The sequence below is a fragment of the Frateuria aurantia DSM 6220 genome (assembly GCF_000242255.2).
Taxonomy (GTDB): domain Bacteria; phylum Pseudomonadota; class Gammaproteobacteria; order Xanthomonadales; family Rhodanobacteraceae; genus Frateuria; species Frateuria aurantia.
Genome location: NC_017033.1, coordinates 3,074,919 through 3,093,232, shown reverse-complemented (window position 1 = coordinate 3,093,232; position 18,314 = coordinate 3,074,919). Strand labels below are relative to the sequence as shown.

Annotated in this window: 13 protein-coding genes and 1 tRNA gene; 13 read left to right on the top strand and 1 reads right to left on the bottom strand. The window is 65.0% G+C overall.

What is annotated here, in order from left to right:
- From tolB to FRAAU_RS14140, 11 genes are all read left to right on the top strand, one after another.
- Positions 1-1,317, top strand: coding sequence for a Tol-Pal system beta propeller repeat protein TolB (tolB, locus tag FRAAU_RS14190; protein WP_014404205.1), 1,317 nt, complete (start codon positions 1-3; stop codon positions 1,315-1,317).
- Between the two features lie 277 nt (positions 1,318-1,594).
- A complete protein-coding gene (gene pal / locus FRAAU_RS14185) occupies positions 1,595-2,104 on the top strand; it encodes a peptidoglycan-associated lipoprotein Pal (RefSeq protein ID WP_014404204.1) in 510 nt (169 codons plus the stop codon).
- The gene (ybgF, locus tag FRAAU_RS14180) at positions 2,104-2,946 is read left to right on the top strand and encodes a tol-pal system protein YbgF (protein ID WP_014404203.1); all 843 of its coding nucleotides are present in this window, start codon (positions 2,104-2,106) and stop codon (positions 2,944-2,946) included. Before pal ends, ybgF begins: the two co-directional genes overlap by 1 nt.
- A gap of 4 nt (positions 2,947-2,950) precedes the next feature.
- Positions 2,951-3,628, top strand: coding sequence for a 7-carboxy-7-deazaguanine synthase QueE (queE, locus tag FRAAU_RS14175; RefSeq protein WP_014404202.1), 678 nt, complete (start codon positions 2,951-2,953; stop codon positions 3,626-3,628).
- 160 nt (positions 3,629-3,788) lie between these two features.
- Entirely contained in the window at positions 3,789-4,472 is a 684-nt protein-coding gene (gene queC / locus FRAAU_RS14170; protein WP_014404201.1) for a 7-cyano-7-deazaguanine synthase QueC, read from the top strand.
- Between the two features lie 69 nt (positions 4,473-4,541).
- Positions 4,542-4,617 (top strand) — tRNA-Lys (locus FRAAU_RS14165).
- 517 nt (positions 4,618-5,134) lie between these two features.
- The gene (locus FRAAU_RS14160; RefSeq protein ID WP_169314766.1) at positions 5,135-6,316 is read left to right on the top strand and encodes a GGDEF domain-containing protein; all 1,182 of its coding nucleotides are present in this window, start codon (positions 5,135-5,137) and stop codon (positions 6,314-6,316) included.
- Between the two features lie 82 nt (positions 6,317-6,398).
- The gene (locus FRAAU_RS18040; RefSeq protein ID WP_052317919.1) at positions 6,399-7,076 is read left to right on the top strand and encodes a GNAT family N-acetyltransferase; all 678 of its coding nucleotides are present in this window, start codon (positions 6,399-6,401) and stop codon (positions 7,074-7,076) included.
- Between the two features lie 11 nt (positions 7,077-7,087).
- Positions 7,088-7,471: a copper homeostasis periplasmic binding protein CopC gene (copC, locus tag FRAAU_RS14150; protein ID WP_014404199.1), complete on the top strand. Its 384-nt coding sequence runs from the start codon at positions 7,088-7,090 to the stop codon at positions 7,469-7,471.
- A gap of 19 nt (positions 7,472-7,490) precedes the next feature.
- On the top strand, positions 7,491-8,411 hold the full coding sequence (copD, locus tag FRAAU_RS14145; protein WP_014404198.1) for a copper homeostasis membrane protein CopD: 921 nt from the start codon (positions 7,491-7,493) through the stop codon (positions 8,409-8,411).
- Between the two features lie 188 nt (positions 8,412-8,599).
- Positions 8,600-10,078 (top strand): phosphomannomutase, encoded by a 1,479-nt coding sequence (locus FRAAU_RS14140; protein ID WP_014404197.1) that lies wholly within the window; start codon positions 8,600-8,602, stop codon positions 10,076-10,078.
- Positions 10,079-10,177: 99 nt separating this feature from the next.
- Here the strand turns inward: FRAAU_RS14140 and FRAAU_RS14135 are convergent, their stop codons facing one another.
- A complete protein-coding gene (locus tag FRAAU_RS14135) occupies positions 10,178-10,429 on the bottom strand; it encodes a putative hemolysin (protein ID WP_014404196.1) in 252 nt (83 codons plus the stop codon).
- 341 nt (positions 10,430-10,770) lie between these two features.
- On the opposite strand from FRAAU_RS14135, the gene FRAAU_RS14130 reads away from it, so the two are divergent.
- Positions 10,771-15,747 (top strand): alpha-2-macroglobulin family protein, encoded by a 4,977-nt coding sequence (locus FRAAU_RS14130; protein ID WP_014404195.1) that lies wholly within the window; start codon positions 10,771-10,773, stop codon positions 15,745-15,747.
- Between the two features lie 7 nt (positions 15,748-15,754).
- Positions 15,755-18,142, top strand: coding sequence for a penicillin-binding protein 1C (gene pbpC, locus FRAAU_RS14125; RefSeq protein WP_014404194.1), 2,388 nt, complete (start codon positions 15,755-15,757; stop codon positions 18,140-18,142).
- Positions 18,143-18,314: the final 172 nt, after the last annotated feature.

The following is an 18,314-nucleotide window of genomic DNA, read 5'->3' as shown; positions in this document are numbered from 1 at the left end:
ATGCCCAAATTCAAAACTGCATTGTTCGGGATACTGTCACTGGCGGGCCTGCTGCTGTCCGGCAGCCTCGCGGCGCAGGCCCTCGACGTCAACGTGGTCGGCGGCCTGAAGACGGCCACTCCGATCGTGGTGGTGCCCTTCGCCCAGAGCGGCGGTGCGCCTTTGCCGACCGACGTGGCCTCGGTGATCCAGAACGATTTCAACCGTTCCGGAAAATTCCGTTCGCTGGACCGCAGCGAGATCGTGGAACAGCCTTCGCGGGGCGCGGATATCCATTTCGCGACCTGGCGCCTGCTGAAGCAGGACTTCCTGACCCTGGGGCGGATTTCGGATGCCGGCGGCGGCATGGTCCGCGTCGACTATGAACTGTGGGACATCAACAAACAGCAGAGCCTGCTGGCCAAGTCCTATACCGCGCCGGTGGGTGATCTGCGCAATGTCGCGCATCAGATCGCCGATGCCATCTACCAGCAGATCACCGGCGTTCGCGGGGCCTTCTGGACCCGCATTGCCTACGTCACGGCGGTGGGGCTGGGCGATCACATGACCTATTCGCTGATCGTGGCCGATTCCGATGGCTACAATCCTCAGGTGGTGGCCCGCTCCCACGAATCGCTGCTGTCGCCGGCCTGGTCGCCGGATGGCCATCATCTGGCCTATGTCTCTTTCGAGAGCGGCAATTCGCATATCTATGTGCAGGACATCAGTACCGGCGGACGCCAGCTGGTCGAAGCCCATGCCAAGGGCATCAACGGCGCGCCGGCCTGGTCGCCTGACGGCAGCAAGCTGGCGGTCTCGCTGTCCTTTTCCGGAAATCCCGAAATCTACGTGCTGGACATGGCCAGCCGGCATGAAACCCGGCTGACCAACAGTCTGGCGATCGATACCGAACCGAACTGGGCGGCCGATGGCCAAAGCGTCTACTTCACCTCCGACCGCTCCGGCCGGCCGCAGATCTATCAGGTTTCGGCCACGGGCGGAGCCGCCACCCGGGTGAGCTTCGAAGGCCAGCGGAATTACGAGGCCGACGCCAGTTTCGACGGCAAGCAGATTGCGATGGTGCAGGGCAACGGGAACGTGTATCGTATCGCTATACTGGATCGCAGTCTGGGCGGCCAAGTGCGCTACATTTCGCCGGGTGCCCATGACGAATCGCCGAGTTTTGCGCCGAATGCGAGCATGCTGCTGTATGACGCCACCGAGGGCAGCCGGGGCGTGCTTTACGCGGTCTCGGCGGACGGTCGTGTCCGGCAGCGTCTGGTTCTGGCCAATGGCGACGTTCGCGAGCCGGCATGGGGTCCCTTCCGGACCCGGTGACCGGCCGAAGTGGTCGATAGTTTTTGCACGGTGCCCGGGTTGCGGGTGCCGTGCTTGCGTACCAGCAAGATCGGCCCGGAGCCTGGCTCCCGGGTGCGGAGGCGGGGCGATGACAGGGGCAAGGATCACCCCTGTGAAGGATGGGCTGGCAGCGGGGCAGTGCAAAGCCTGTTCGTGAAGTGCGAAAATAACAACCGGCTACCGGTGGAAACTGCCCTGTAACCTGAACCGTTGTGATCTTTGTCGGAATTCAACCTCGTTTTAAGGAACGTCACCCATGAATAAGACCGTTCGCGTCGCTCTGGTCGCCCTGCTGTGTGTTGGCGCGGCCGCTTGCTCCAAGAAAGCCGTCAAGCCGCAGGAACAGGCTCCGGTCGAGCAGGCTCCCGTCACCCAGCCGGCCCCCTCCGATGGCAAGTACACCCCCGAAGATCTGGATACCGATGCCTGCCTGCGTCAGCGCGTCGTGTACTTCGACTTCAACAAGGAAGACCTGAAGCCGGAATTCCAGCAGATCATCGCTTGCCATGCCAAGTACCTGCAGGACCGCCCCAGTGCCCAGATCCGTCTGGAAGGCAACACCGACGAGCGCGGCACCCGCGAATACAACCTGGGTCTGGGCGAGCGTCGCGGCAATGCCGTGTCCAGCGCGCTGCAGGCTGCCGGTGGTTCGGGCACCCAGCTGAACGTCGTGAGCTATGGCAAGGAGCGTCCGGTCTGCAAGGAGCACGATGAAGAGTGCTGGAGCAAGAACCGTCGCGTCGAGATCATCTACACGGCCAAGTAATGAGCAGTCCTCTGGTCAAGCAAGTCCAGGCCAGGTTCAGCATGGCGGGCGCCTTCGCGTCCGCCATGCTGTTGGCCATATCACTGTCGGCACATGCCGACGACTCGCGACTGAGTCTCGCCGACCGGGTCAGCCAGCTGGAACAGGCTGTGCAGAACCGTACCCAGGCCGGGATCGAGCAAGTCAACCGAATTCAGGATCTGCAGTCGCAGGTCCAGCAGTTGCAGGGTCAGGTGGAAGAGCTGCAGCACCAGCTGCAGCAGGCCGGCGAGCAGGGCAAGGCCCAGTACGTCGATCTTGACTCGCGACTGGGCCGGCTGGAGGCCGGCAACGGCGCCTCTGGCGGCAATGCCCAGAAGCCTGTCCAGGCTGCGGTGGCACCCGCGGCCCAGGCCGCTTCGGCAGCGCCTGCGGCCAGTGCCGCGCCTGCTACTCCGGCTGCCGACCCAGCCCAGGCCCAGGCAGCGTACAACGCGGCTTTCACTGCCCTGCGCGGAGGTCAGTACGCACAGGCTTCCAGGCTGTTCCGTGATTTCATCCAGCAGTACCCCGACCATGCGCTGACCCCCAATGCCTTCTACTGGCTGGGCGAGTCCTATTACGTGACCATGAACTACCAGGTCGCGCATGATGCCTTTGCCCATTTGCTGAGCGCCTTTCCGAAAAGCGAGAAGGCGCCCGATGCGATGCTGAAGCTGGGTTACACCCAGGTCGAGCTGAAGCAGACGGCGGCGGCGGTGGCTACCCTCAAGGCCGTGTCCAGGCAATACCCCGGCTCCAACGCGGCCAGCCTCGCCCAGGAGCGGCTGCGGCGGCTTCAGCTGTCCGGCGGCCAGGGTTGAGCCGATGAGTGATGCGGCTCTCCCGGACGCTGCCGATGCTGCGCAGCGTCTGCGGATCACCGAGATCTTCCATTCCCTGCAAGGCGAAGCCGATGCCATCGGCTGGCGGACCGTGTTCGTGCGTCTCACCGGCTGCCCGCTGCGTTGTGTCTGGTGCGACACCACCTATTCCTTTCATGGTGGCGAGTGGCGGGATATCGACGCCATCCTGGCCGAAGTCGCCAGCTACGGTGCCCGCCATGTCTGCGTTACCGGCGGCGAGCCGCTGTCGCAGAAGCGCTGCCTGATCCTGCTGGAGCGTCTCTGTGACGCCGGCTACGAGGTCTCGCTTGAAACTTCGGGCGCGCTGGATGTCAGTCAGGTCGATGCCAGGGTTCGCAAGGTACTGGACCTGAAGGCGCCGGATTCGGGCGAGTCGGCCCGCAATCTGTGGTCCAATCTCGAGCATCTGCAGGCTGCCGACCAGGTCAAGTTCGTACTGGCTTCGCGCGCTGACTATGACTGGGCCCGCGACGTGGTGGCCAGCCACGATCTGGCGGCCCGCTGCATGCCGATGTTCTCGCCGGTCCAGGGCACCCTGGCTCCGCGCGAGCTGGCTGACTGGATCGTCGCGGACCGGTTGCCGGTCCGGTTCCAGATGCAGCTGCACAAGCTGCTGTGGAATGATTCGCCCGGCCATTGAGGCCGGGCCGGGGCGCCAGATGGCCGGTGGCCGAGCGGCGCCCCTCATCGCATATGCAGCCATCGCCATTTCTCGCAATTCGCGATGGCTGCGGGCGCTGGCCTCTTCGCCAGTGGCCGACACGGTCGGTGATCCGGCCCTACATCAATGAGGTAACAGCATGAATGACATCCGCGCCGACAAGAAAGCGGTGATCCTGGTTTCCGGCGGCATGGACTCGGCGGTGACCATCGCCCTGGCTCGCGAGCAGGGCTATCGCGTCTATGCGCTCAGCGTCGCCTACGGCCAGCGCCACAGCTCCGAACTGGAAGCCTCGGCCCGGGTCGCCAGAGATCTTGGCGCCGAAGTCCACAAGACCGTCCATGTCGATCTGCGCAGCATCGGCGGCTCCGCCCTGACCGACGATATCGGCGTACCCGAGCAGGCCGATGACGGCATTCCGGTGACCTATGTGCCGGCACGCAATACGATCATGCTCTCCATCGCACTGGGCTGGGCCGAGGTGCTGGGCGCCCGCGAGATCTGGTGCGGCGTCAATGCCGTGGATTATTCGGGCTACCCCGATTGCCGTCCGGCCTTTGTCGAAAGCTTCCAGCAGCTGGCCAATGTCGCCACCAAGGCCGGTGTCGAAGGCCTCGGCCTGTCGGTGAAGGCACCGCTGATGGCCATGAGCAAGGCCGACATCGCCCGTGAAGGGCAGCGGCTGGGTGTGGACTTCGCCACCACCGTCAGCTGCTACCAGGCCGACGAGGAAGGGCGTGCCTGCGGCCGTTGCGACGCTTGCCGCCTGCGTGCCCAGGGTTTTCACGATGCCGGATTGCCCGATCCGACCCGTTATCGCTGATCGATCCATGACCGACAAGGCTTGTGTCCGTGACGCAGGCCTTTTACAATCGTCGGCTCACTGAAACATGGGCCGTTAGCTCAGCCGGTAGAGCAGCGGACTTTTAATCCGTTGGTCGAGAGTTCGAATCTCTCACGGCCCACCAGTGATCTTACGAGACCTGCCTTCGCGCAGGTCTTTTTTATGCCCGGTTTTCGGGCCGAGCTGCTCAGGTTCCGGCACCACCGTTCAGGCCGCCTCTTGTGCGGTGCGCACCGTTGGCTGGTGATCATCGTCGCCGACAGGGTCTGGCATCGTGAATGCGCTGCTTGGAGCGGGCTTCCGGGCTTGCCAGGCAAGTCGATGCCGATGGGGGCCGGATCATGCCGGCCCGCGGTTGCAGGCATCGCGGCGATCCCGAATGCCTGGACCCGAGCCAGCATTTGCTGTGAAGGATGTGGGGAGGAGGTGGCGGAAAGGTCGCAAAGTCATGGGGCCAGGCTCTGCATCCATCTTGTCTATGGCCTTCCCTGGGTTATCCGGGCAAGATGACCGGGCGTTCCCGCCGGCGGCGTCGACGGCATCGATCACTGATGACGCCTGGGGGCGAAGGTGTCCGGTCACGCCATGGGCGGGTTCCGGCGGCGGCGGTCATGCTGGCCGCGATGATTTGCAAGGTCTGTATGCACGCAACGATGGCGCTGGATCTCCCCACGCTGATGATCGTCAGTGTTTTGCTCAGTCTGGGTATTGCGGTCGGTTTTTCGCTGATTCTGCTGCTGCTGCCGCGAGAGCGGGTATTGCAATTGTGGACCAGCAGTTTGTGGCTGCTGGCTTTGGCCCTGGCAGTGGTCAGTGCCCAGATCTGGCTGCCCGTGCGCTGGACGGTGGTGGTGTCCAATACCTGCATGGCGCTGGCCAATGCCTTGCTGATCCACGGCGTGGCCATCCATGTCGGCGCAAAGCGGCAGCTTCGCCTGCTGGCGCTCGGGGTCGGCGGGTATGTCCTGACGATCAGCTGGTTCGCGCTGGTTCGGCCGGATTTCGACGTGCGGCTGCATGTATTCAGTCTGGCATCGATCGCTTGCGATGGCTGGATCGTGTTTTTGTTGCTGCGCTGCCCGGCCCTGGATATCCGTCGCAGCTGTCGATTGGCGGCGCTGGCCTTCGCCTTCCATGGTGCGCTGTATCTCTGCCAGCTGACCTGTCTTCCCGTCCAGGCTGATGCAGCCGGTTCCATTCGCCATGGCGGCATGGCTGTGGCCGGGTTCTATGTCATCTTGCTGTTGCTGATTCTGGCGAAGTGCTTTGCCATGTTGCTGTTGATCGTCGAACGGCTGATGGCCGGTCTGCGCAGGATGGCACGGCTGGATGGCCTGACCGGCCTGTTGAACCATCATACGGTGCTGGGCGATGGCCGCTTGTTGCTGGAACAGGCGCGTCGCCGGCGTTGCCCGGTCACGGTGCTGCTGTGTGACCTGGATCATTTCAAATTGATCAACGATACCTGGGGGCATCAGGCCGGTGACCGCGTCCTGAAGCATGTAGCCGGCCTGATCGAAGATGTGCTGGCGGGAGGAGGGCATCTGGCCAGTCGCTACGGCGGTGAGGAGTTCTTGCTGGTGTTGCTCGATTGCGATGTCGGGCAGGCTCTGGCCGTGGCCGAGCGACTGCGCCGTCGCATCGGCGGCGGCCCGGCAAGCTGGCCCGGGGCCAGCATTCAGGTAACCACCAGCATTGGTGTCAGCCTGGCGGATACCGACAGTACTTTTGAACAAATCATCGCTCGAGCCGACGCTGCGCTCTATTGCTCCAAGCGTGAAGGGCGCAACCGGGCAAGCATTTCCGGCAGGGGACCGGCCTGAGGAAACGACGCAGGGGGGCCGACCTGACTGTTGGACCAGGTATCTTGTGAAGCCCTGACCGCTGTTGACTCGGCGCCTGCGAGTGCGCTCCTTTGTGGTCAGCGGCCTGCCTGCATTTATCGGTTGCCGGTCCGATCCAGCTGTTGCATGGTTCCATCGTTGCTCCGATTTCAGCCGACCGGATGCGGAGGCCTTTCTTGCCGGGCAGCCGGGACTGATCTTCGAGGCTGACGGCCACTGGTTTCAGTGGGCGCTGGAGCGGGACGAGGATGGTGTCCTGGCGGGAGATGCCGCCGTGCATTTCTTCGACCAGGGCCGCCGGGGCGAGCTGGGCGTGACACTGGCTCTTGAGTGGCATGACCGGGGCTATGCGCAAGAGGCGCTGGTCTCGATGCTGGAGAGGCTGTTGCTGCAGAGGGGCAAGCATCGGGTTATGAGGCAGGTAGACAGCCGCCATGCCCCGATCCAGGCTCTGCTTCGCCGGCTGGGTTTTCGTGGCGAGGGGATGATCGGCAGAGCGTGTTCTGCAAGGGCACATGGTTGTATGGGCGCAGCGATGCCTTGCTGGCCGGCGAGTGGCCGGTCAGAGCTTCGAGGTTCAGGGGGCTGGCGCCTCCCAGCCTGCGAATCATTCACGATCATGACCATCGGGCAGGGCGGACAGCTGCCCGGGGTCGTACACTGGGCCTTGAACCGGTCATCGATGGCAGCCACTTCCCGGCCCCCCGATGATCTGATGCACGATCTCCTGAATCGCTGAAAGGAATCCCCATGTCTGCCCGTCGCCCCATATTGTCGACCCTGTTTGCCTGCGCCGGCCTGCTGGCTCCGATGGTCGTTTCGGCCCATGCCCATTTGTTGGTGGCCAGCCCGGCGGATCACTCCCGCGGCCCGGCTCCGGCGCATATCGATATGAGCTTTTCCGAAGCGCTATTGACGCCGGTTTCCGGCGCCGAGCTGATCTTGACCGCCATGCCGGGCATGAGCATGGGACCGGTCACGGTACCCGTGAAAACCAGCTTTGCCGATGATGCCAAGAGCATGAGTCTGATACCTGCCAGACCCTTGATTCCCGGCAGCTATCGGGTGGACTGGCATGTAGTCTCCGTCGATACCCATCCGCGCAAGGGCTCGCTCAGCTTCCAGGTGCAGTAAGCGGTCCGGGAGGCTCGATATGGAGGCATGGGCAGCTGCCAGCCGCTGGCTGCAGTATCTCGGCCTGATGCTGGTGTTCGGTCTGCCCGCCTTCGAACTGTGGAGGCGGCGCGGCATCAGGGGCCGAGTGGATGATCGTGACCGGCGACCCGGTTTCGAGGTGGCGCTGGCCGTTGGGGCTCTGTTCTTCAGTCTGGCGGGTTTCTGGACCATGGCTGCTGCAATGGTCGGCCAGCTGGCGCCATCGGCGGTAGGCCCATTGCTTGTCCCCTTGTTGCAGCAGACGGCGGCAGGGCATGCCTTGCTGCTCCGTATGGTCCTGCTGCTGGCGTGGCTGGCCGTGGGATGGTGGCGTGGCGTGGCGGACAGGATTCGCCTGGCGGCTCGGGCCGTGTTCGGCGGATCGGCACTGATCACCCTGGCCTGGGCAGGACATGGAGCGATGGACGAAGGTTGGCGCGGGCTGCTGCATCTGGGTGCGGACAGCCTGCATCTGCTGGCAGCCGGGCTATGGATGGGCGCGTTGCTGGTGTTGTGCCGGCAGGCCCGGGGCGCGGTGCTGGCCTTGTCCGACGAGGCCTCGCCGGCCTTGTTGCAGACCGCGATCGCTTTTGCCCCCTTGGGCAGCGGGATCGTCCTGCTGCTGTGCGTCAGCGGTCTGATCAATGGCGTATTGATGCTGGGGACGCACCCGGCCAGTCTGTGGCAGACCCGCTACGGCGATCTGCTGCTGCTGAAGCTGGGCCTGTTCGCCCTGATGCTGATGCTGGCGGGCAGTCATCGTTTCCGCCAGCTGCCGCAACTGCGCACCGCTCTTGCCACCGGTCAGACCGCGCGGCTGCTGCGCCGGCTGCAAGCCAGCCTGGCGGCGGAAACATTGCTGGCGCTGGCCATTCTGGCCTTGGTCGCCTGGCTGGGGATGCTGGATCCCGGTGCATGAGCCTGACGTTGGTCGCGCCATCGAGCGAGACGCATGGACCTGATGTGTCGTGACTGCCGGCTATACTGCAGGGCTGATGCAAGCCCGAAGCATGATGCCGAAAGCATGGTGTGGAATGGACGGCCGTCCCAATCAAGGATCGCGGCTGTTCAGGCTTGAACGTATGCAAGGGCAATCTTGGGAAACAGATGAAGATATCAGAGTGGATGAAGCAGTCTGGCGTGGCTTTCGGCACCAGCGGTGCACGTGGCCTGGTCACGGCCATGACCGATGCGGTGTGCTTCGCCTATACCGTAGGCTATCTCAAGCATCTGGCCAGCCGGAACGAATTCGAGAAGGGCATGCCGGTCGCGGTGGCGGGGGATCTGCGGCCCAGCACGCCGCGGATACTGCGGGCTTGCGTGGCCGCGATTCGCGAAATGGGCGGCGAGGCGGTGTTTTGCGGTTTTGTCCCCACGCCGGCCTTGAGTCTGCATGCGTTTGGCCGGGGCATACCGTCGCTGATGGTCACCGGCAGCCATATTCCGGCCGATCGCAATGGCATCAAGTTCAATCGCGCACGCGGTGAGTTCCTGAAGGCGGACGAAGCGGCCATGCGAGAGCAATCGGTCGCCCTGCCATACGGGATGTTCAAGGCCGATGAGAGCCTGGCCGTCGATATCGAGCTGCCGCCGGTCACCGATGTGGTGGCCGATTACGTGGAGCGCTACCGGGCTTTTCTGGGCGCCGATGCGCTGGCCGGTTTGAATCTGGGTATTTATCAGCATTCGGCCGTGGGGCGGGACGTACTGGTGCAGGTCGTCGAGGCGCTGGGCGGCAAGGCGATTCCGCTGGGCCGGGCCGACAGTTTCATTCCGGTGGATACCGAGGCCGTGCGGCCGGAAGATGCCGAGCTGGCGCGGCAGTGGGCGCAGGAGAAGCCGCTGCATGCCATTCTGACCACCGATGGGGATTCCGACCGTCCCTTGCTGGCCGATCATGCCGGACAGTGGCTGCGTGGCGATGTGCTGGGCATTCTGGCCGCCCGTTTTCTGGGCGCGGATGCGGTGACGACACCGGTGAGCAGCAATACGGCCCTGGAAAAGGCTGGCTTTGCCTCCGATGTGCGGCGTACCCGGATCGGCTCGCCCTTCGTGGTGGAGGCCATGATGGCCGCCGCTGAAGCTGGTCGGCAGCCTTCCGTGGGTTATGAAGCCAATGGCGGTTTTCTGCTGGCCAGCGACGTGGTCCGTCAGGGGCGCAAGCTGGCCGCTCTGCCTACCCGCGATGCGGTGTTGCCGATGCTCTGTGCACTGGTGTCGATGCGCGAGCAGGGCAAGACGCATCTGGCCGACTTGCTCGCCGGGCTGCCGGCCCGTTTCACTCTCAGTGATCGTCTGGCCGAGATGCCGACCTTGCAGAGTCGGGAAAAGCTCCAGGAACTGTCCGAGGCCCCGGCCACCGGCGCCAGAGTTCTCGGCTTTATCGCGGCCTGCGGCAGTCTTGAGCAGGTAGACGAGACGGACGGCTTGCGGATGAGTTTCGCCCGTGGCGAGATCATCCATCTGCGGCCTTCGGGGAATGCACCGGAGCTGAGGGTCTATGTCGAGGCCGACAGCCCGGAGCGCGCTGCGGAGCTGTTGAAGCTCGGCCTTGCCGCCGTCAGCCGCTGGCGGCCGGAGGCCTGAGCCAGCGCGATGCGGGACGGGGCTGATGGCTGGTCGGTCCCGTGCCGCGGCCCGGCGGGCGTTTCGCGAGGGCGGATCCGGCCGCCAGGAAAGACGGGCTCACGAGTGGTTGGCATGGTCCCGGCGGAACAAGGCCCATTCCTCGATCTTTTCACCGCCGGGCAAGATACAGAGGCCATACTCGCCGTCCGCTCCCTTGACGATATCCAGTTGGCCACCCAGCTTCACGCAATACGCAGAGGCCGGATTCGGCATGCCGACCGTCCGGCCGGAGGCGGCATGCTCCGTGCTGCAGGCGGTGGCGGCCAGCGCCGTGGCAAGGACGGTGGCCGTCTTGATGAATCGGGTCATGCGCAAAGCCTCGTGGATGCAGATGCCCGCACCATAGCTCAAGCCGGCTGGCTGGCGGCGGAATGGCGGGGCCGGGCCACCGGGATACCTTGGGTACAGGCCCGCCTGGAGCCGCCGCCTTCAACCGATCTGAGCGGGCGATCCGGTCCAGGAGCTCGAGCGTCAGGTCGGGCTTCACTGCACGACGATCCATCGTGGCAGATATCGTCCCTCTGCCGGGCTCCGGCTGCCATCCAGGTCTTGCAGATGGCTTCAGGCACGGGCTTTGCCCGGCGCAGGCCTCTTCCCTGCCACAAATTCATGCGAGACTGCGGTCCGACCTCAGGGAAGGAGTGATGATCATGCGGACCCGCGCCCCTTCGCCTCGTGGCTCCAGAAGCTGGGGACTGGGCTTGTTGCTGGCCCTGCTGACGGCCTGCAGCAGTCATCAGCCGGCCGCGGTGCCGGCGGTGCAGGGTGGATCGCCGACACCAGCCGCCTCCGCGCATCGATCCACGGCGCCGTTTGCGCTGGTCCGGGCCGGCGCCGACAGTGGCGACACCCGGACGGCGCTGCTGCTGACCTTCAACCGTCGTCTGGATCAGGGCCAGGCCTTCGATCAGCGGATTGCGGTCACCGATGCCCGTGGTGCGGTGGTTTCCGGCAGCTGGAGCCTGCAGGATGGCGGCAAGAGTCTGCGCTTTCCCTTCGTCCAGGCCGATCGGCACTATCATCTGGTGTTGCGCCCGGAATTGCTGACGGCAGAGGGGCACCGTCTGGGTCAGACCTTGACGCGGGATATCTATTCGGGGGACCTGCCGGCGGCGGTGGGTTTCGCCTCCAGCGGCAGCGTGCTGCCTGCCCGTGGCTCGCGCGGACTGCCGGTGGTATCGGTCAATACCGACGATGCCGACATCGAGTTTTTTCGCGTGCGCGAGGATGCCCTGTCGGACCTGTTCTGCAGCTACCCCGACAATCGCCACCGGGAGGCCTACGATCTGGATCATCCGGTCAACCGCTGGGATCATTGCGCCGATGACTCCCGGCCGCGACGGGGCCTCACCGAACTGGGTGACCCGGTCTATGCCAACCATTACCGTCTGCCAGCGGAACGCAATGTCCGCAGCACCACCTATATCCCGATCCAGAAAGTCGACGAACTGGCCAGACCGGGTGTCTATATGGCCGCACTCAAGCGGGGCGGCAGTTTCTCGGCCGGTTATGACACGGCGGTATTCTTTGTCAGCGACCTGGGTCTGCATCTTCGGGTCTACCATGATCAGGTCCTGTTGCATGTCGCCTCCTTGCATGACGGCAAGCCCGTCGCCCATGTGGCGGTGCAAATCAATGATCAGGCCGGTCGGGTCAAGGTCCGGGCCGAGACTGACGGCAATGGCCAGGCCCTGATCGCCTATCGGTTGGTGCCGTCGGACGTGCTGATCGCGCGCAAGGATACGGATGTCTCGGTACTGCCTTTCAATCGGCCGGCTCTGGATGTCTCCAATTTCGATATCAGTGGACGTCGCGAGGTGCCGGTCGAGGTCTATGCCTGGTCGGGTCGCGATCTGTATCGTCCAGGGGAGACTTTGCATGCCTCGGCCTTGCTGCGTGATCAGGATGGCAAGCCGGTACCGGCTCAGCCCTTGTTTATCCGCCTGCTGCAACCGGACGGGCGGCCCCTGGTGGATCGGCGGCTGGAGCCGGGCGATCTCAATGCCTTCCAGCTGAGTCAGACCCTGCCCGAGGATGCGCCGACCGGGCTGTGGCGCCTGGAATGGCGGATGGACCCGGTCAGCAAGCAGGCGCTGCAATCGCTGCCCTTCCATGTCGAGGATTTTCTTCCCGAGCGGCTGAAACTGCAGTTGAGCAGTCCGCAGGCGCGGCTGCAGCCTTCGCGTCCCTGGCAACTCTCGGTCAAGGCCAGTTACCTCTACGGTGCGCCGGCGGCGGGCAACCGCTTTGCCGCCAAGCTGCTGCTGACCCCGGAAGTGCATCCGGTTCCGGGCATGCCCGATACCTTTTTCGGCAATCCCTATATCGCGCTGCCGAAAGGTCCGCAGGATGCGCTGGATACCCGGCTGGATACGCAGGGGCATCTCGATGCCGGGCTGCCGATGCCGGCCGAGGTCAAGCCGGTGGCGCCCATCCACGCACGTGTCTTTGGCAGCGTCTACGAGAATGGGGGGCGTACCGTCAGCCGGCAACTGGATCAGATCTATTGGCCGGCCTCAAGCCTGGTCGGGATCCGTCCCCTGTTCGATCCCGGGCAGGGCGCTGCCGGCAATGGCCGGGCCGGTTTCGAGATCATGCGGATCCAGGCCGACGGCAAGCCGGTTGCCGGTCGCCACCTGCATGTGCGTCTGCAAGCCGAGATCCGTGATTTCTACTGGCTGTACGAGCATGGCGACGACTGGACGTCCAATGCCAATCTTCGACTGGAAACCGTGGCCGAGCAGGATGTCGATGTTGCCGCGGGCCAGCCGGCCAGGCTGGACCTGCCGGTCGCGTGGGGTGGCTATCGACTGACGGTCGAGGATCCGCAGACCGGTCTAAGCACGGTGTTTCCGTTCTTTGCAGGCTATAGCTGGCAAGACCAGAATCTGGGCAAGGAGGCCCGCCCCGACAAGGTCAAACTGGCCCTGGACAAGGCCCGCTATCGAGTCGGCGATACCATGAAAGTGACCGTGACGCCGCCACAGGAAGGACCGGGCCTGCTGTTGGTGGAATCCGATCATCTGCTGTATGCACGCGATATCCAGGCACGGGCCGGTGCCAGCTTCGAGATTCCGGTGGGCAAGGACTGGCAGCGCCATGATGTCTATGTCACTGCCTTGGTGTTCCGGGGCGGTGATGCCCGCGAAAGGACCACGCCGGCCCGGGCGGTCGGTATCGCACATGTCGCCATGGACCGGGATGATCGCCGGATTCCGCTGAGCCTGCAGGCCCCGGCGACGATGCGGCCGGAACAGGCGCTGGATATCGCCGTCCAGGCCAAGGGACTGGCCGGCCAGCGCGCGTATGTCAGCCTCTCGGCGGTGGACGAGGGCGTGCTGAACATCACTGATTATCCGCTGCCGGATGCCTGGGCCTGGATGTTTGCCCAGCGCGGCCTGTCGGTGGATGCCTATGATCTCTATGGCCGGGTGATCGAAGCGCTGGCCGGTGGCGAGGCGAGGCTGCGCTATGGTGGCGACATGAGTGGCAAGGGCCTGCCGCACGTGGTCGGGCTGAATCCCAAGGTGCAGGTAGTGGACCTGTTCAGCGGCCCGGTCCGCTTCGATGCAGGGGGCCGGGCCCGTCTGCAGGTTCAGGTGCCGGACTTCAACGGCCGTCTGCGGCTGGCCGCGCTGGCCTATACCGATCAGCGATACGGCAGCGCCGAAGGCCATGTCACGGTACGAGCGCCGCTGGTGCTGGAAGCCAGTACGCCTCGAGTGATGGCCCGGGGCGATCAAGCCGAAATCAGTCTCGATCTGCGCAATCTCTCCGGCAAGGACGGCACGGCGATCTTCCGTGTCGAGACCCGCGGGCCGGTCAAGGTGGATGCCAGGCCGCATCATGTCGTCCTGAAGAATGGCGCGAGCGCCACGGTGAATCTGCCGCTCAGCGCAGAAGCCGGCGTGGCCGTGGCGGCACTGGATATCCATGCCCAGCTCAATGACTATCGGATCACCCGCCATCTGGAACTGGCCGTGCGCAGTGCCTGGCCGGAAGTCCGGAACAGCCGGTCGCTGGTCCTTGAACCGGGCAAACCGGTCGCCCTGGGTGCTTCGGGCATGGCCGGGCTGCAGGCTTCAACGGTACAGGCCCGGCTGAGCCTGAGCACCTTGCCGCCCTTGCCCTATGCCGCCGCGTTGCACGATCTGCTGCGCTACCCCTATGGCTGCATCGAACAGACCACCAGCAAGGGCTTTGCCGCCTTGTGGCTGGATCCGGCCCAGGCCCGCCGTCTCGGCGTCACCGACATCACCGAGGCGGCCAGACAGTCGGCGGTGGAGGGAGCACTGGCGCGTATCGCCTCGTTCCAGGCCAGCAACGGCCACTTCAGCTTCTGGGGCGGTCAAAGTCCGGTGCAGACCTTTATGACGCCTTACGTCGTCGATTTCATGCTGGATGCGCGCGAGGCCGGTTTCGCGGTTCCGCAGAACGTGCTGCAGAAGTCCTTGCAGCGGCTGAGCGACGACTTGCTGGCTGGCGGTCATCCCTATTACGGCCGCGAATACCACGATCAGCTGCGGATTGCCGACGAGGCTTATTCCGGCCTGGTGCTGGCGCGTGTCAATCGCGCTCCGCTGGGCACCTTGCGGGCCATTTTCGACAATGAGCGCGACAAGCTGGTGGCACCTTTGCCGCTGGTGCAGCTGGGTGTCGCCCTGAAACTGATGGGCGACCATGGTCGCGCGCAGCAGGCCATCAGCGAAGCCTTCGCCTGGCACAAGCCGCGGCCGTGGTATGTCGGTGACTACGGATCGGAGCTGCGCGATCTGGGGGTGATGGTGGCACTGACCCATACCTATGGCCTGGCCAGACCCGAGTACGATGCGAAGCTGATCGACTGGGCGCGCCAGACCGCAACGGCAGTACATGGCGGGAAGGGCGCGCCCTGGTCCTGGTCCAGGCTCAGCACCCAGGAACAGCTGGCCATCCTGCGGGTCGCCCATGCCTTTCCTGACAACGCGAGTGCCGCGCTGCAGGCAGGGCTGCAGATCGGCGGCAAGACGGTCGCGGTGCCCGGCGATCACGATCTGTGGAGCCGGGCCCTCACCCCGGCCGAACTGTCCGCCGGGGTGATCGTGCGGGCCACCGGCCAAAGGCCGGTCTTCGCCAGTCTGGATGTGGCCGGCATTCCCTTGCAGGCACCGGCCGCCGATCATGGCCAGATCGATATCCAGCGGCACTGGTTCACCGTGGATGGACAGCCCTGGCAAGCTGGCCCGCTGGTCGAGGGCCAGGCCTTGATCGTCGAATTGAGCCTGCAGAGCAAGCAGGCGCTGCCGGATGCTCTGGTGACGGATCTGGTGCCGGGCGGGCTGGAAATCGAAAATCTCCATCTGGCCGGCGAGGATGCCTGGCAGGGCGTGGTGGTGGACGGTGTCCCCTTGCAGCAGCGTGCGAATGCGGCCGAACTCCGGCACGAGGAGTATCGCAGTGATCGCTATGCCGCCGCGTTGAGCCTTTATCCTGGCCGGACCGCCAGATTGTTCTATCTGGTACGGGCCGTGACGCCAGGCCGTTACACGGTGCCGCCACCCTTGGTGGAAGATATGTACCGGCCGGCGATTCGCGGCTTGGGGGCCCGTCTGATCCAGTCGATCACGGTACGTGAACCCGGGCGCTGAGGACCGCGTGTCGCCAGCGGGCGGTCCCGAAGTCGTCGGCGCGGCGCGGGCATCGTCCCGATGCCGGCGCGGTCGGCGTATCGGCGGTAGCCTGCTCGCCGGCGTGCTGTCAGCGCTGCTGCTGTGCCGGGTACTGGACCTTCTGTTTCCGCTGCCGCTGCCGGCCCCGGACGGCGGCAGCACCGTGGTGCTGGCCAGGGACGGCACGCCGCTGCGGGCTTTCGCCGACGCGCGCGGCGTATGGAGTTATCCGGCCACTGTCGATCAGGTCTCCCCGTTGTATCGACAGGCCCTGCTGAACTACGAAGATCGCTGGTTCTACCGGCATCCAGGCATCAATCCGCTGGCCTTGCTGCGGGGGCTGGCCGGGTTGTTGCGGGACGGGCATATCCATTCCGGCGGCTCCACCCTCACCATGCAGGTCGCACGCATCATCAGCCCGATACCGCACAGCGTGGGAGGCAAGCTGGTACAGATATTCAGGGCCTTGCAACTGGAAGTCCATCTGGACAAGACACAGATCCTGCAGCTGTATCTGGACCATGCACCTTTCGGTGGTCCGATTGAAGGTGTCGAGGCAGCCTCCTGGGCCTATCTGGGCAAGCCGGCCAGTCAGCTTTCGCATGCCGAAGCGGCCTTGCTGGCAGTGCTGCCGCAGTCGCCCAGCCGCTTTCGGCCCGACCGGCATCCCGAGCGGGCACGGCAGGCGCGCGACAAGGTCCTGCAGCGGATGCAGGCGCAAGGTGTGTGGACCGCAGCCCAGGTTCGCGATGCCAGACTGGAGCCGGTGGTCGCCCGGTCCCTGCACACGCCGATCCATGCGGCTTTGCTGGCCCAGCGTCTGCATGCGGCGCAGCCGCGACAGCGCAGGATCGTGACCACCCTGGATGCCGACTTGCAGCAGGCGGTGGAAGAACGCGTCGGCGAAGTGGTGGCCCGCCTGCCACCGCGTACCTCGGCGGCGGTGCTGGTCATCGACAATGCCAGCCTGCAGGCGCGGGTCTATGTGGGCAGCGCCGCTTTCGGCGATGCCCGGCGGCTGGGTGATGTGGACATGGTGCGGGCGCCGCGCTCGCCCGGCTCCACCCTCAAGCCATTTCTGTACGGGCTGGCCCTGGATGACGGGCTGATCACCTCGCAAAGCCTGCTGGTCGATGCGCCACAGGATTTCGGCGGGTATCGGCCCGGGAATTTCGATGAGTCCTTCCATGGTCCGGTCAGCGTGGCGGAGGCCTTGCAGCGCTCCTTGAACGTGCCGGCGGTGCAGGTGCTGGATCAGCTGGGTGCCAACCGTTTCGTGGCCAGACTGGCCAATGGCGGACTGGATCTGCAATGGCCGGCCGGGGCCAGCCCCAATCTGTCGGTGATACTTGGCGGTGCCTCGGCCCGGCTGGAACAACTGGTGGGAGCCTATAGCGCCTTGAACCACGAAGGCATCGCGGGCCTGCCGCGATATACCCTGCAGCAGCCCTTGCGGCAGGGCCGGCTGTTGTCGCCGGGGGCGGCCTGGATCATTCGCGACATCCTCGGCCACAACCCGGCCCAGGTCGAGGGCGCGCCGCTGGCTGATACCATCGACAGTCGATCCGATATCGCCTGGAAGACCGGGACCAGCTACGGATATCGGGATGCCTGGGCCATCGGCGTCAGCGATGCCTGGACCTTCGGGGTCTGGATCGGCCGTCCGGACGGCAGTCCGTCGCCGGGGCAGTATGGCGCGGCAACCGCCTTGCCGCTGATGTTCGATATCACCCGCATGCTGCCGCCCGGGCGCGGTACGAGCCATGATGCCCGCCCGGCCAGCGTCCGGTCCGTGGATATCTGCTGGCCGCTGGGCGGGGCCGCAGCGGCCACGCCAGCCGCCTTGTGCCGACGGCGTCGCACCGCCTGGGTTCTGGATGACGCCTTGCCGCCGACTTTCGCCGAGCATGATGCCGGTGCCTGGATCGGCGGCCGTCTACGCCTGCGGCTGGATGCGAACGGAAGGCGTCTGAGCGCCACCTGTCACGGCAGGGGCGAGCACGAGGCGGTCATCGCCCGCTGGCCGACCCTGCTGGCACCCTGGCTCAGCCTCGCCGAGGCCCTGCCTCCGCTGGCACCCGGCTGTCCCGCCGATTCACTGCAGGCGGCCAGCCCCATCCGCATCGCCGGTCTCGACGATCAGGCCGTCTTGCGGCGGGCACCCAACAGCCAGACTCCCCTGGCCGTCACCCTGCAGGCTCTGGGCGCCGAGGGCGATGTGCAATGGCTGCTGGACGGCCGGCTGCAAGGCCAGACCCGCAACGAGACCAGTATCCGCATTGCACTGCCCGAGGTCGGCAAGCATCAGATCACCGCCTTGGGGCAAGGGGGGAGCTTCGCCCGCATCGAGGTGGCAGTGCAGTCCATGAACTGATGCGCCTTTCCCGAAAGGATGCGTCGGGTTCCATGGGCCATCACCCGGTCGTGGACCTTTTGTGCGTGATGACCACGGTCGCAAAGCATAAAACGGCAGCCCCTGACGAATGCCCAAATCATGGATGGCTGCTTCCATTCCGGTTGCTGCGGACGGCTCCGCTACCTGCGCA

Excerpts from the sequence above, each read along its gene's own strand:
- FRAAU_RS14140 (WP_014404197.1), top strand. The coding sequence starts at position 8,600 with ATGAAGATATCAGAGTGGATGAAGCAGTCTGGCGTGGCTTTCGGCACC.
- pal (WP_014404204.1), top strand. The coding sequence starts at position 1,595 with ATGAATAAGACCGTTCGCGTCGCTCTGGTCGCCCTGCTGTGTGTTGGC.
- queE (WP_014404202.1), top strand. The coding sequence starts at position 2,951 with ATGAGTGATGCGGCTCTCCCGGACGCTGCCGATGCTGCGCAGCGTCTG.
- copC (WP_014404199.1), top strand. The coding sequence starts at position 7,088 with ATGTCTGCCCGTCGCCCCATATTGTCGACCCTGTTTGCCTGCGCCGGC.
- ybgF (WP_014404203.1), top strand. The coding sequence starts at position 2,104 with ATGAGCAGTCCTCTGGTCAAGCAAGTCCAGGCCAGGTTCAGCATGGCG.
- queC (WP_014404201.1), top strand. The coding sequence starts at position 3,789 with ATGAATGACATCCGCGCCGACAAGAAAGCGGTGATCCTGGTTTCCGGC.
- FRAAU_RS14160 (WP_169314766.1), top strand. The coding sequence starts at position 5,135 with ATGCACGCAACGATGGCGCTGGATCTCCCCACGCTGATGATCGTCAGT.
- copD (WP_014404198.1), top strand. The coding sequence starts at position 7,491 with ATGGAGGCATGGGCAGCTGCCAGCCGCTGGCTGCAGTATCTCGGCCTG.
- tolB (WP_014404205.1), top strand. The coding sequence starts at position 1 with ATGCCCAAATTCAAAACTGCATTGTTCGGGATACTGTCACTGGCGGGC.
- FRAAU_RS14135 (WP_014404196.1), bottom strand. The coding sequence starts at position 10,429 with ATGACCCGATTCATCAAGACGGCCACCGTCCTTGCCACGGCGCTGGCC.
- FRAAU_RS14130 (WP_014404195.1), top strand. The coding sequence starts at position 10,771 with ATGCGGACCCGCGCCCCTTCGCCTCGTGGCTCCAGAAGCTGGGGACTG.